The organism is Xanthomonas sp. NCPPB 1062 (assembly GCF_041481705.2).
GTDB classification, from domain to species: domain Bacteria; phylum Pseudomonadota; class Gammaproteobacteria; order Xanthomonadales; family Xanthomonadaceae; genus Xanthomonas; species Xanthomonas euvesicatoria.
The window spans coordinates 515,898-529,878 of the sequence record NZ_CM192987.1 but is presented as its reverse complement, the minus strand read 5'-3'; the positions used below and the strand labels follow the sequence as shown (position 1 = coordinate 529,878).

Sequence of the window (13,981 nt, the reverse complement as noted above, 5' to 3'; positions counted from 1 at the left end):
GGCTGGGTGCACCGAGGCGAGCCCGGGCGACGCGCGAGGATCACTTAGACGTCATGTACGCGTCAAATTCGCCGGAGTCAGCTGCCTGATGACCGTGGGTGAAGTTGGCGGAATTTGACCGCGTGCTGGGGCACCAGGGGCCGGCGTGAGATCGCGCCGGCCTCCTTCCGAAAGGAGAAGCGCTTGCGTGCGCTTGCCTTGCCCTTGCGCATGCCTGGCCTTGCTCAGCCCTGCGCGGTGTCCGGGGCGCCTTGCGGGGGGCGGCCGTCCACGCCCACCGAGGTGCGCACGTCGAACAGTTCCGGGAAGAACGTCAGCGCCAGCGCCTGCTGCAGGAAGCCGACGCCGCTGGAGCCGCCGGTGCCGCGCTTGAAGCCGATCACCCGCATCACCGTGCGCATGTGGCGGAAGCGCCACAGCTGGAACTGGGTTTCCACATCCACCAGGTCCTCGCACAGCGCGTACTCGCGCCAGTAGCGGTCGGTGTTTTCGTAGATGCGCTCGAAGACCGGCCGCAGGCTGTCGTCGGCCACGTGTGCGGCGGTCCAGTCGCGGGCCTGGTAGTGCTGCGGAATCGCGTGACCGAAGCGCGCCAGATAGCGCAGGAACTCCTCGTACAGGCTGGGTGCTTCCAGCGCCTCGCGCAGCCGCGCCTGGCCGTGCGGGTCGTAGGCGAACACCTGCAGCATCTGCGGGTTCTTGTTGCCGAGCAGGAACTCGATGTAGCGGTATTGCAGCGACTGGAAGCCCGACGACGGCCCCAGCACGTCGCGAAACCCCATGTACTCGCTCGGGGTGAGCGTTTCCAGCACCGACCACTGCTCGGTCAGTTGCCGCAGGACCTGCTTGCTGCGCGCCAGCACCTTGCGGCATTGCCAGACCTCGTCGCGCTGCAGATGCACGATGGCCGCGCGCAACTCGTGCGCCAGCAGCTTCAGCCACAGCTCGGAGGTCTGGTGCTGGATGATGAACAGCATTTCATCGTGATGCGCCGGCTCGGACAGGGGCTGCTGCGCAGACAGCAGCTGGTCAAGCCGCAGATAGCCGCCGTAGGTCAGCCGCCCCTCCAGGTCGGTGTGGATGCCAGGTTCCAGGTCACGCAGGTTCTTGTCGACGGGCATGGCATCGCGCTGAAGATCGGGCCACGCAGGGTAACGCAGCGGCCGGGATTCGGGATTCGGGATTCGGGATTGGCGGATGGCGGATGGCGGATGGCGGATGGCGAAGCGTATTGGCCCACGGCTATCGCCGGCCCTGGCTGGCTGCTTGCAGCCCTGGCGGGATTGCCTGAGGGGATCGGGGCCAGCGAGATACGTGCGCAGGTGCCTCGTAGAAATCCGTATGCACGATTGGCACGCCCGGGCCTCAGCGTCGAGCCCGCTTCCTTCAGCTTTGAACCACTTGGCAGGCGCCCGGTGCGGTCTCAGCCACTGCGCCGCTGTCACCATATCGTCAACCTAGGTCTGCAAATTCATGCAGAATCGAACGGCGCTGCCGGCCAGGGACGTGGCCGGACCAGGGGAGCGTTTCACGTCTCAAGGATCAGGGGACTCTCATCTCATGCATGTGTTGCAGCGTCGTGCAGCCGTATTTTTGTGTGCGCTGGCCGTGGCCGGCCACGCCAATGCCCAGGTCGTCATCAGCCAGGTCTACGGCGGTGGCGGCAATAGCGGCGCCACCCTCCGCAGCGATTTCATCGAGCTGCACAACATCGGCAGTGCCCCGGTCAGCCTGGACGGCTGGTCGGTGCAGTACGCCTCCGCCGCCGGCAGCAGCTGGCAGGTCACCCCGCTGGCGGGCACTGTCCCGGCCGGCGGCTATTACCTGATCAAGCAGGCCGACGGCAGCGGCGGCAGCGTGGCGCTGCCCACGCCCGATGCCATCGGCACGCTGGCCATGAGCGGCACCGCCGGCAAGGTGGCGCTGAGCAATAGCGCCTCCGCGTTGAGCGGCACCTGCCCCACCGGCAATGCCGATCTGGTCGGCTATGGCAGCACGGCCAGCTGCGCCGAAGGCAATGCGCCCACGCCGGCCCCCAGCAACACGCTGGCGGTGCTGCGCGGCAACGACGGTTGCACCGATACCGACAACAACGCCGCCGACTTCGCCACCGGCGCGCCTGCCCCGCGCAATGCCGCCAGCCCCGCGCGCCTGTGCAGCGGCGGCAGCCAGCCGGTCGCCACGCTGGCCGATGTCAGCCAGGCCGAAGGCAATGCCGGCACCCGCAGCTTGGTGTTCACCCTGAGCCTGAGCCAGCCGGCCGGTGCGGGCGGGGTGAGCTTCACCGCCGCCACCGTCGATGGCACCGCCACTGCCGGCAGCGACTATGTCGCCCTGCCCGCCACTACCCTGCGCATCGCCGCTGGCGAACGCAGCGCCACCATTTCCGTCGATGTCCTGGGCGACACCACGCCGGAGCCGGATGAAAGCTTCCGGCTGCAGATCAGCGGCCTCACCGGCGCGCTGCCGGCCACGCTGAGCGCCACCGGCACCATCCTCAACGACGACTTCAGCCTGCTGCCGATCCACGCCATCCAGGGCAAGGGTGCGCGCTCGCCGCTGGAGGGCCAGGTGGTGGCCACCTCGGGCATCGTGACGGCACGCCGCAGCGCCGGGTTCTTCCTGCAGGCGCCCGATAGCGAAGCCGACGCCGACCCGTCCACCTCCGAAGGCGTGTACGTCTACACCGGCAGCGCACCGCCGGAGGCGGCCGCCATCGGCAACCGGGTGCGCGTGCAGGGCACGGTGATCGAATACGTGCCCACCGCCGACCCCACCCAGCCACCGCTCACCGAGATCGGCGGCAGCCTGACCGTGCTGGCCGATTCCACCGGCAACCCGTTGCCGATGCCGGTGGCGTTGAGCGCGAACTTCCCCAACCCCAACGGTGCTTTCGATCAGCTCGAAGCGCTGGAAGGCATGCGCGTGGCCGCCGCCAGCCTCACCGTCAATACGCCCACCGGCGGCAGCGTCAACGAGACCAACGCCACGGCGACCAGCAATGGCGTCTTCCATGCCGTGGTCACCGGCGTGCCGCGTGCCTACCGCGAGCCGGGCGTGCAGTTGCCCGACCCGCTGCCGGCCGGCTCGCCTGCCGGCGTGCCGCGCTGGAATACCAATCCCGAAGTGATCGCGGTCGGCAGTGCCGGCGTCGGCGCCGAGCGGCTGGATCTGGCCTCCGGCTGCCAGGTGCTCGATGTGGTCGGCCCGCTGGATTACAGCTTCCGCCGCTACACGCTGTATCCGGAACGCACCCCGCAGGTGAACTGCAACGGTGCCGACCAACCACGCCCGGCACCGCTGCCGCAGGCCGACGACGTGGCCGTGGCGACCTACAACATGGAGCGCTTCTTCGACGACCAGAACGACCCGGCGATCGGCGAACCGGTGCTCACGCCGGCCGCCTTCCAGGCCCGCCTCAACAAGGCCTCGCTGGCGATCCGCAACTACCTGCACACGCCCGACATCCTGGGCACGGTGGAAGTGGAAAACCTCAGCGTGCTGCAGACGCTGGCCGCACGCGTCAACGCCGATGCGGTGGCCGCCGGCCAGCAGGATCCCAAGTACGTGGCGTACCTGCAGGAAGGCAACGACGTGGGCGGCATCGACGTCGGTTTCCTGGTCAAGACCGCACAGATCGCTGGCGGCGTGGCGCGCGTGGAAGTTCTCTCGATCGCTCAGGAAGGCAAGACCACCACCTGGACCGAGCCGGGTGGCGGCGTGAGCCTGCTCAACGACCGCCCGCCGCTGGTGCTCACCGCCAACGTGCACCAGGCCGACGGCCGCGTGCTGCCGCTGACCGCCATCGTGGTGCATCAGCGTTCGCTCAACGGCGCCGAAACCGACGATGCCGCCGGCATGCGCATCCGCGCCAAACGTCAGGCGCAGGCCGAGTATCTGGCGCGCCTGCTGCAAACGCGTCAGCAACTGAATCCCGACGAAAAAGTGCTGGTCATGGGCGACTTCAACGCCTTCGAATTCAACGACGGCTATGTGGATGCGATGGGCACCGTCACCGGCAAACCGGCGCCGGATGCGCAGACCGTGGTGGGCGGCGATGGCACCGATCTGGTCAACCCGGATTACACCGACCTGACCTGGTTCAACACGCCCGACCAGAGCTACTCGTACGCCTTCGACGGCAACGTGCAGTCGCTGGATCACATCCTGGCCAACGATGCGCTGATGCGCGCGCCGCAGATCGCCTCGCTGTCGGTGGGCCACGCGCGCATCAATGCCGACTTCCCCGGTACCGCGCGTAACGATGCCAATACACCGACGCGGCTGTCCGATCACGATCCCACCGTGGTGCTGTTGCGCTTGACCAAACAGGTCAATGCGGACCTGGGCGTGGCGGTCACTGCTGCGCGCGATCAGGTCACCCAAGGCGAGCGCATCGATTTCAGTGTGGACGTTGAAAACCGCGGCCCCGACAGTGCGGCGTTCGCTGCGGTTGCCTTGGCGTTCGATGCCGCAGTGAGCCCACGCGTCACCGCCGCACCTGGCTGGGTGTGCCAACCGCCGCAGACCGGCACCCAGACGGTGGTCACCTGCACCATTGCAGCGTTGGCAGCCGGTAACGCGCAGAACTTCTCGGTGCAGGTGGAGGCGGGTGCGGCGTTGGCCGGACGGACGTTGACCCTGGCTGCATCGGCGGCTTCGCAAACCCCCGATCCGCAGTCGGGCAACGACACCGATGCGGCCAGCGTGACGGTACAGGCGCAACCCCGCAGCGACCTGGCGGTACGTTTCGACGGTCCAAGCAGCCTGCCGACCACCGCCTTCAGCGCCACCTACCGCGTGCTGGTGAGCAATGTCGGCGCCGCACCGGCGCAAGGCTCCGGCCTGGTGATCGAAGGCAACACGGTGTCGGCGTTGTCGCAATTGGTACCGCCGCAAGGCTGGCGTTGCGACAAGCAGACCCAATCGCTGCGTCGGGCCCGCTTCGTCTGCAGCACCGCCGCGGTGGTACTGCCCGGCGCGCAGGCAACTTTCCAGCTGACCGTCGCTACCAGGCCCATCCCGGCCGACGGCGCGGTGCGGGTGCAGGCCACGGCCACCTCGCGTTCGCCCGATGCCAACCCAGCCGACAACACTGCGCTGATCGTCACGCCGATCGGCGGAGGTGATGGGCGCCGCTGATCGCAGTGCAACACGTCGCAGTTCTCTACTGCGACAAAGGGCGCGGCCTGGTCCGCGCCCTTTTTTTTGTGCAAGCCAGCATGATTGTCTGCTGCGGTGCAGGACAGCGTTTTGCTTCGCCGTCCTTAACATGGCAACTCATATCATTTGAAACTTCTTGATGAAGGTGTCGTCGCAATGAGCGTAGCCGCGCAGTTCCAGATCGACTATCTGCAATACATGGACGCGGACGGCCAATGGGTCCGCGACGACCTTCCGGCCGACGCCGCCAACCCGCAACAGCTGCTCGCCCTGTTCAAGCGCATGTTGTTCGTGCGCACCTTCGACACCAAGTCGGTGGCCTTGCAGCGCACCGGCAAGCTGGGCACCTACGCGGCCTGCATCGGCCACGAGGCCACGCATGTGGGCATCGGCGCTTCGATGCGCAGCGGCGATGTATTTGCGCCCAGCTACCGCGAATACGGCACCATGTTCGAACGCGGCGTGCGCCCGCGCGATGTGCTGCTGTACTGGGGCGGCGACGAGCGCGGCAGCGACTATCCGCGCGATGCCGATGCGGCGATCGATTTCCCGATCTGCGTGCCCATTTCCACCCAGTGCCTGCATGCCGCCGGCTCGGCGCTGTCGTTCAAGCTGCAGGGCAAACCGCAGGTTGCGGTGGCCTGCTGCGGCGACGGTGGCAGCTCCAAGACCGACTTCTATGCCGCACTCAATTCGGCCGGCGCCTACAAGCTGCCGCTGATCCTGTGCGTGATCAACAACGGCTGGGCGATCTCGGTGCCGCGCTCGGCGCAGACCGGCGCGCAGACGCTTGCGCAGAAGGGCCTGGCCGGCGGCCTGCAGTGCCTGCAGGTGGACGGCAACGATCTGGTTGCCGTGCTCGAAGCCATGCGTCAGGCACGCGTGCGCGCACTGGCCGGCGATGGCGGCACGGTGATCGAGTTTTTGACCTATCGCCTGTCCGACCACACCACCGCCGACGACGCGCGGCGCTATCGCGGCGAAGAAGAGGTCAAGCAGGGCTGGGCGCGCGAACCGCTGCTGCGCCTGCGCCGCTACCTCACCGCGCAAGGCCTGTGGGACGCCGCCCAGGAAGACGCCTGGAAGGCCGAATGCAGCGCGCGCGTGGACGAAGAGGTCAACGCCTATCTCAACACGCCGGTGCAGCCGGTCGAAGCGATGTTCGATTACCTCTACGGCGACCCGCCGGCCGAGTTGCTGGCACAGCGCGCCGAGGTGATGGCGCTGGAGTCGCGCCATGGATGAGCTCACCCATGTGCCCGCAGACACCTCGCAGCACGCCAGTGCCCCCTACAACGCTGCGGCAACGCGCGGAGAGATCGCCATGAGTTCGCCCATCACCCTGATCGAAGCCATCACCCAGGCGCTAGCCTGGGAGCTGGAACACGACCCCGCGGTACTGGTGCTGGGCGAGGATGTCGGCGTCAACGGTGGCGTGTTTCGTGCCACCGCCGGCCTGCAGCAACGCTTCGGCAGCGACCGCGTGCTGGACACGCCGCTGGACGAAACCACCATCGCCGGGCTGAGCGTCGGGCTGGCCGCGCAAGGCATGAAGCCGGTGGCCGAAGCGCAGTTCGACGGCTTCGTGTATCCGATGGTCGACCATCTGATCTGCCACGCCGCCCGCCTGCGCAACCGCACCCGTGGCCGCCTGCATTGCCCGATGGTGCTGCGCGTGCCGTGGGGCGGTGGCATCCGCGCGCCGGAACATCACAGCGAAGCCAACGAAGCCATCTTCACCAACGTACCGGGCCTGCGCGTGGTGCTGCCGTCCTCGCCGCAGCGCGCCTATGGCCTGCTGCTGGCCGCCATCCGCGACCCGGATCCGGTCATCTACATGGAGCCCAAGCGCATCTATCGCCAGTACAAGGAAGTGGTGGCCAACGACGGGCAAGCGCTGCCGCTGGATGTGTGCTTCGTGCTGCGCGACGGCACCGATGTCACCCTGGTGACCTGGGGCGCGCAGGTGAAAGAGGCGCTGGAAGCGGCCGACAAACTCGCTGGCGAAGGCATCAGCGCCGAGGTCATCGACGTGGCCACGTTGCGCCCGCTGGACTTCGACACCATCGCCGAATCGGTGGCCAAGACCGGCCGCTGCGTCATCGTGCAGGAAGCCCCGCGCACCGCCGGTTTCGGTGCGGAAATCGCCGCGCGCCTGGCCGAACAGTCGATGTACGACCTGGTGGCGCCAGTGGAACGCGTCACCGGTTACGACACGCATATCCCGCTGTTCCGGCTGGAAATGAAGTTCCTGCCGAGCGTGGAGCGCATCGTCGCAGCGGCACGTCGCGCGGTGGCTGCCGGCTGATATGCGCGCCCGTCTGCTTTGCGACCATCGCGCCGCCTACGCCAACCCGGTCCGCTTCCAGGCAGGCCAGCAGGTTGGCGTGGGCGTGCGCGACGAAGAATGGCCGGCGTTTGCCTGGGTCACGACCGATAGCGGACGCGCCGGTTGGGCGCCGCTGGCCTGGTTGCGCCCGCTGGGGGACGGCCGGGCCGAAGCCCTGCGCGATTACGACGCACGCGAACTCGATGCCCAGACAGGCGAGGACGTGTTGCTGCATCACGAACACGGTGGCTGGTGGTGGTCCGAACGTGCCGACGGCACGCAGGGCTGGCTGCCGGCCGCCGACCTTGAACTCCTCGACGACACCACGCCGCAGCTGCCGGCCGCGCAAGAGAACCTGCCATGAGCGACAACAAGAATTTCCACCTGCCCGACCTGGGCGAAGGCCTGCCCGACGCCACCATCGTGGAATGGTTCGTCAAGGAGGGCGACACCGTGCGCCTGGACGACCCGCTGGTGTCGATGGAAACCGCCAAGGCGGTGGTCGAGGTGCCCTCGCCGTTTTCCGGGACCGTGGTCAAGCTCGCCGGCGCCGCCGGCGATGTGATCGTGACCGGCTCGGTGCTGGCGCAGTTCGCGCTGGATGCCTCGCAGCCGCAACGCGCCGACGGCCAGGACACCGGCCATTCGCATGGACCGGCGCCGACGCACGCACCCACGCCCAGCACCGGCGACAGCGCGGCTGGGCACACCACGCGCGTGGTGGCCTCCGATAACGGCGGCGAAATTGCCGATGCCGATGCTGGCGATGGCAGCGGCGATCGCGACGATGCCGGCACCGTGGTCGGCGCGATGCAGAGCTCCAACGCCGTGCAGAGCGAGCAGGCCATTACCGTCGGCGGCGTGCGCGCCATGCCGGTGGTGCGCGCGCTGGCGCGCAAGCTGCGTGTGGACCTGGCACAGGTGCGCGCTACCGGCCCGGACGGCACGGTCACGCTGGCAGACGTAAAGCAGGCAGCGGCTGCCGGTACCGCGCAGCCCTCACCCGGCGCGCATGGCGCGCCGACCTCTCCTGCCAGCGGGAGAGGTGGTCCGATCGGTGACGGTGGGAGAGCTGCCGACGGCAGGGATCGACCCGCAACAGCACCCCTTCTTCCGCCTGCGGGAGAAGGTGCCCGCAGGGCGGACGAGGGCAACGCCCGCTCCACGCTGTCGGCCAGCGGCAAGCCGATGCGCACCCAGTCGCCCGGCATCAGCGCCAAGGGCCAACCCGAGCAACTCAAGGGCGTGCGCCGCAACATGGCACGTGTGATGGCCGATGCACACACCAAGGTGGTGCCGACCACGCTCAACGACGATGCCGATCTGCACGCCTGGCAGCCCGGTAACGATGTCACCGTGCGTCTGGTGCGCGGTATCGTGCGCGCCTGCCAGGCGGTGCCCGCACTCAATGCCTGGTTCGACGGCGACGCACTCAGCCGCACCCTGCACCACCAGGTCGACATCGGCATTGCCGTGGATACCGAAGAAGGCTTGTTCGTGCCGGCGTTGCGCAACGCCGACATGCTGGATGCGCATGGCATTCGCGAAGGCGTCAACCGGCTGCGCCAGCAGGTGGAAAGCCGCAGCATCGCCGCGTCCGAGCTGAGCGGCTACACCATCTCGCTGTCCAACTTCGGCATGTTTGCCGGCCGCTACGCCACGCCGGTGGTGGTGCCGCCCTGCGTGGCGATCGTGGCCGCCGGCCGCGCGCGCTACCAGCTCACCCCGGTGATGGGCGGAGTGGAAACGCACAAGGTGATGCCGCTGTCGCTGACCTTCGATCACCGCGCCGCCACCGGCGGTGAAGCGGCGCGCTTCCTGCGCGCCTTGCTGGACGATCTGGCGTTGGCCAACTGAGCACTTGCGCGGCGGGCTTGCCGGCTCGCCGCGCAGGCTGGACCAGGACGCGCTATCGCAACCGGTCAATGTTGGCGCAGACGGATGCGTGCGCGGAGCAGCTAAGCGAGCGCAAGGCAGTTGCCGATTCCAGACATCACGGTGCCGGCCGCCGCGCAAAATTTGTGTGTGCTAACGAACTGACGCTCTCGTCTTTCGCAGCGTCAGTGGCCACGCTTGGTTGCAGCGAGCGCATTGGCCGATTCAGCTGCCACTACCGGAAGCACCGCCTTGTTCTTTCTCAGCACGTTTCAGCTCACGGAGAAAACGTTCCCTTTCGCCTCTGGGCGCCCGTAGCGTCTTGTGTTCGTAATTCACTTCGGGGTCGGCGGCATCACGCCTAAAGTATTCATATTGTTGCAATGCCATCTTTCCCTCTTTTTTCCTTTCCTTCTTATTTCCATCAATTCTTGCGTAATTTCCTGACTCGTAACCCTTCTTATCGCTCTTGGACAATGGAGATCCTTGAAACATATCGTACGAGTTCGCAGCACTCTTGTGCGCGTTATCCGAGATCTTCATCTCCCTGTTTTCAGTAGAAGATTTGTATTTAGCGTCCGGATATTTTTCGTGCTTCTCCCTTGAATCAAGACCGACGGGATGAGACTCGCCTTGCACACCAACCCAACTCCCGAAGCTGACCCGTCGGCTGCGGGATGCACTGGTCAACCCTTGTAGCGCGGGGTTTACCTGCTCATGCGAAACGGCTCCGGACGATTGCTGCTGCCGGTTGCTGTGCCGCCCACCGCTTCATCGGTGCCGCCGTAATAGGAAGAATGCACGTTGCCGATGTGACTCGGTTTCATCATTACACCTCTTTGATCCGAAAAACGGTTTGAATACCACATTACAATTGGGCAACCCCAAGCAGCGGGGCGTTACGCCGACACCAGCAGGACTACGTCAACCAATGCCGTGTATCTACTCAATCTCTTGGCTAGGACCAGAGGTCACTTCTGATCCACATATCGAAGCTAGATAACACGGCCTGCCACACGCAAGGCGACTTCATCAGATAGTTAGCGAGACATTCATTTGTTTAATTAATTAGCCGCACACCGCTTCATGTTTCGGCTTTTAATATACTCTCGCTCACTTGACGGCACGCTCGACGCCTGCAACTTTGTAGATCCTTGCGAACCTTCGGTAGCACCGAGCGCAATACCCTGCGGCAGCCGCATGCCAATCCAGCAATGCCATCAGGGCTGCGACCATCGCAGATGACATTGCACAGGGCCACAACGCTGGCGATCACTGGCCACGGCCGTGGATTAGTCGCATTGGACGTAGCAGACCTCGGGTCGACACACCGGTTGTTGCCACTGCCGCTTGGCGGCGCCATGGAGCGCCATGCGCGGCCAGCGCACCTGCACTTCGTTTCGGCATGCACGCCGTCGACAATGCGCGGATAATCGCGCGATGTCACTGAAAGCAGATTTGCTGTCGCTACAGCTACAGCCCGTATTCGAGTCCGCGCTCGCCAGGGCCGGTGTGCATGCGCTCACGCCGATCCAGGTCGCGATGATTCCGCCGATGCTGGCCGCACGCGACCTGATCGCCACCGCGCAGACCGGCTCGGGCAAGACCCTGGCATATGCCTTGCCGCTGCTGCAGCAGCGCCTGCAGGCGCCGGAACAGGCGCCGCGCGTGCTGGGCGGGCTGATCCTGGTACCGACGCGTGAGCTGGTCGCGCAGGTTGCGCAGACCCTGCTGTCGCTGGCCGCCGCCTTGCCGCGACGGCTGAAGATCGTCGCCGCCACCGGCGGTGAAGCCATCAATCCGCAGCTGATGGCCTTGCGCGGTGGCGCCGACATCGTCATCGCCACCCCGGGGCGGCTGCTGGACCTGGTGACGCACAATGCGCTGGGCCTCTCGCAGGTAAGCACGCTGGTGCTGGACGAAGCCGATCGCCTGCTCGACCTGGGCTTTGGCGCCGAGCTCGATCGCATCCTGGCCTTGCTGCCGGCGCAGCGGCAAAGCGTGCTGGTCTCCGCCACCTTCCCAGCCGCCATCGCGTCGCTGGCCAAGCGTCGCCTGCGCGATCCGTTGCGTATCACCCACGACGCCATGCCCGAACAGGCACCATCGATCGCGCAACGCGCCATCGCAGTGGATGCCGGCCAACTTACGCAGCTGCTGCGTCACCTGCTGCTGGAACACGGATGGCCGCAACTGCTGGTCTTCGTCGCCAGCCGCCACGGCGCCGACAAGGTTGCCGAGAAACTGAGCAAGACCGGCATCGCCGCCTTGCCGCTGCACGGCGAATTGAGCCAGGGCCGCCGCGAACGCACGCTGCGCGCCTTCAAACAGGCGGACGTGCAGGTGCTGGTGGCCACCGACCTGGCCGGGCGCGGCATCGACATCGACGCCTTGCCGGCCGTGCTCAATTACGACCTGCCCCGCTCCACTGTCGACTACACCCACCGCATCGGTCGTACCGCACGCGCCGGTGCCAGCGGCGTGGCGATCAGCTTCGTCACGGCAGACAGCGCCCAGCAGTGGCGGCTGATCGAAAAACGCCAGGGCCTGCGCGTGCCGACCAGCGTGATCGAAGGGTTCGAGCCAACTCCGGTCCAGGCGCCTGCCCCCGACCATGCGCCCGGCGCAGCGGTGCGTGCAGCGGATGACAACGGCGGCATCAAGGGCAAGCGGCCGAGCAAGAAAGACAAATTACGCGCCGCGGCGCAGGCGCAGGCTGGCAAGCCGGGCTGAGAGTAGCGAACGCATCGTCGCGAGCAGTCGTAGCACCGGCGCGTGATGACTGCGCCCACACCGCCGCACTGCAGCGCGGGCTGGCCTGGCAACCGCCCGCCTCGGCAGCCGAACGCGCTCAGCATGCCTAAGCCGCAACCGCCCAGCAAAACGCGCTGGCGCAACAGCGTCGGCCAGCCACGGCCCGCTCGAACCGCTGCGTCCGAGCGGTAAGTGTCCGCTACCAAGCACCAGCAGGGTTGGCCGGTGGCAGCGTCCCCGTCGCTTCGCCAATAAGGACGCTCGCCAGCGTCAAGTCCCCGCAGGCCTCCTGCACCCCTGCCAGTTGCCATCCGCAACGCGCGAGGCCTGGCTCGTCCATGCGATACGGTCGACATTCCGCCAGCAACTGCTCGTTCCGCAGCGGTGCGCCGCCGACGGGACGACGATCAAACCTCAATCCTGCTCGAAATCCAGTTCGCCATCACCGAACGCATGATCGCTCTGCGCGCGTGGCGTGCGCTTGCCCGGCTTGCGCAGGATTTCGACGAAGAACTGCTCGCCACCGTCGGCGACGAGTGCGTTGATCGAGCGGATCAGCTCGGCCGGCGGCAGTGCCACGGCGCTGGCTTCATCCACACCGAAGCGCATCTCGAAGTCCCAGTAGTCCGCGCCGGCCGGCAGCTCCTTGCGGCGCTCGCGGCGGATGTACTTGCGGATATCGTGCTTGCTGGATTCCAGCAGACGATCGCGGTTCTTGCCTTCGAGGTTGAGCTGGTAGGTCTTGCGCATGGCGACATCGGTGGTGGGGACTGGCCGCCTATTGTGAGGCCAAGGCGGCATCCTCGGTGAATCCAGCATCAAGTGGCGCTGCAGAACCGCCAAATGGCGGCATGCGCGCCTGGACTGACGCAATCGCGCCGTACGGCCCACCCCTGCGTTCACGGCCGCATCGACGCCCTGACGCATCTCACCGCAGCCCGAGCTGCTTGCGCAGGCTGCCGTCCACCGCGCTGGCGGGCAGGAACCGGCGCAGCTTGCTCAGCAGCGATGCCTGCCCGGCGGGTGTGCGGCGCATGCGCCACCTGCCCAGCGCCGCCTCCACCACGGTGGCGGCCACGCCATGCGGTTCCGGCGCGGTGTCGATGCTGTGCGTGACTGCCCGCGCCACCACGCCACGCTCGCGGTCGTAACCGGCAATGGTGGCCTGCACCACCGGCGAATTGCTGCCCAGGCTGGTTTTCGTATACGCAGGCTCCACCAGCGTCACGCGAATGCCGAATTGACGCAGCTCGTGATCCAGCGTTTCCGACAGCCCTTCCACCGCATGTTTGGAGGCGGCATACACGCCCATGTACGGCGCCGGCAGGAACCCCAGCACCGAGCTGACATTGACGATGCGGCCCTGGCCGCGTGCACGCATGTGCGGCAGCACGGCCTGCACGGTGCGCAGGATGCCGAGTAGGTTGATGTCGAATAATGCGGCCGCTTCGTCGACGCTGGTTTCTTCAATGGCACCGACAAGATTGGTGCCTGCGTTATTGACCAGCACATCGATGCGGCCCGCGCGGGCGATGATGCCATCGACCGCACGCTGCACCGAAGCGGCATCGCGGATATCCATTTCCACCAGCTCCACGGCCGTCAGCGGTGTGGCACCGGCCAGGTGACGCACGCTGCCGTAAACGAGGCAGCCGGCTCGGGCGAAGCGTTCTGCGGCGGCACGGCCAATGCCGGACGACACGCCCGTGATCAGCACAACGGTCTGCTGTTGCATTGCGGTTCCTTCAATCAAGAGAAAGACATCGGCGATACGCGTGCGGCCTGCAGGGCATGCGTTCGGAAGGTGGTGACGATGGCGCACGACATTGCGCTGCGACGGCACCGTGGCCACCGTCGCAG

9 protein-coding genes and 1 pseudogene are annotated in these 13,981 nt (G+C 66.6%); 6 read left to right on the top strand and 4 right to left on the bottom strand.

Translation table 11 applies throughout. From position 1 onward, the window contains the following. Positions 1–224: 224 nt before the first annotated feature. Complete coding sequence (locus tag ACCQ16_RS02250; protein WP_029818459.1) at positions 225–1,121, bottom strand: tryptophan 2,3-dioxygenase; 897 nt, start codon at positions 1,119–1,121, stop codon at positions 225–227. Positions 1,122–1,560: 439 nt separating this feature from the next. Between ACCQ16_RS02250 and ACCQ16_RS02245 the strand changes: the two genes are divergently transcribed. The 5 genes from ACCQ16_RS02245 (at position 1,561) to ACCQ16_RS02225 (ending at position 9,349) form a co-directional block, all read left to right on the top strand. After that, positions 1,561–5,142, top strand: coding sequence for a lamin tail domain-containing protein (locus ACCQ16_RS02245; protein WP_277572993.1), 3,582 nt, complete (start codon positions 1,561–1,563; stop codon positions 5,140–5,142). Between the two features lie 177 nt (positions 5,143–5,319). Beyond that, positions 5,320–6,408: a pyruvate dehydrogenase (acetyl-transferring) E1 component subunit alpha gene (pdhA, locus tag ACCQ16_RS02240; RefSeq protein ID WP_008575531.1), complete on the top strand. Its 1,089-nt coding sequence runs from the start codon at positions 5,320–5,322 to the stop codon at positions 6,406–6,408. Continuing rightward, positions 6,401–7,471 (top strand): alpha-ketoacid dehydrogenase subunit beta, encoded by a 1,071-nt coding sequence (locus tag ACCQ16_RS02235; protein ID WP_011346140.1) that lies wholly within the window; start codon positions 6,401–6,403, stop codon positions 7,469–7,471. The genes pdhA and ACCQ16_RS02235 overlap by 8 nt, the downstream gene beginning before the upstream one ends. A 1-nt stretch (position 7,472) precedes the next feature. Then, positions 7,473–7,856 (top strand): SH3 domain-containing protein, encoded by a 384-nt coding sequence (locus tag ACCQ16_RS02230; RefSeq protein ID WP_008575527.1) that lies wholly within the window; start codon positions 7,473–7,475, stop codon positions 7,854–7,856. Continuing rightward, positions 7,853–9,349, top strand: coding sequence for a dihydrolipoamide acetyltransferase family protein (locus ACCQ16_RS02225; RefSeq protein WP_277572994.1), 1,497 nt, complete (start codon positions 7,853–7,855; stop codon positions 9,347–9,349). The genes ACCQ16_RS02230 and ACCQ16_RS02225 overlap by 4 nt, the downstream gene beginning before the upstream one ends. 243 nt (positions 9,350–9,592) lie before the next feature. Here the strand turns inward: ACCQ16_RS02225 and xopW are convergent. Then, positions 9,593–10,066: pseudogene (xopW, locus tag ACCQ16_RS02220) on the bottom strand (type III secretion system effector XopW); the annotation flags it as partial. Between the two features lie 741 nt (positions 10,067–10,807). On the opposite strand from xopW, the gene ACCQ16_RS02215 reads away from it, so the two are divergent. Continuing rightward, positions 10,808–12,100 (top strand): DEAD/DEAH box helicase, encoded by a 1,293-nt coding sequence (locus ACCQ16_RS02215; RefSeq protein ID WP_372380192.1) that lies wholly within the window; start codon positions 10,808–10,810, stop codon positions 12,098–12,100. 435 nt (positions 12,101–12,535) lie between these two features. Here ACCQ16_RS02215 and ACCQ16_RS02210 read toward each other — a convergent pair whose 3' ends face one another. Both ACCQ16_RS02210 and ACCQ16_RS02205 read right to left on the bottom strand, forming a co-directional pair. After that, on the bottom strand, positions 12,536–12,871 hold the full coding sequence (locus ACCQ16_RS02210) for a DUF6172 family protein (RefSeq protein WP_008575519.1): 336 nt from the start codon (positions 12,869–12,871) through the stop codon (positions 12,536–12,538). 178 nt (positions 12,872–13,049) lie between these two features. Further along, the gene (locus tag ACCQ16_RS02205; RefSeq protein ID WP_277572996.1) at positions 13,050–13,973 is read right to left on the bottom strand and encodes an oxidoreductase; all 924 of its coding nucleotides are present in this window, start codon (positions 13,971–13,973) and stop codon (positions 13,050–13,052) included. Positions 13,974–13,981 lie beyond the last annotated feature (8 nt).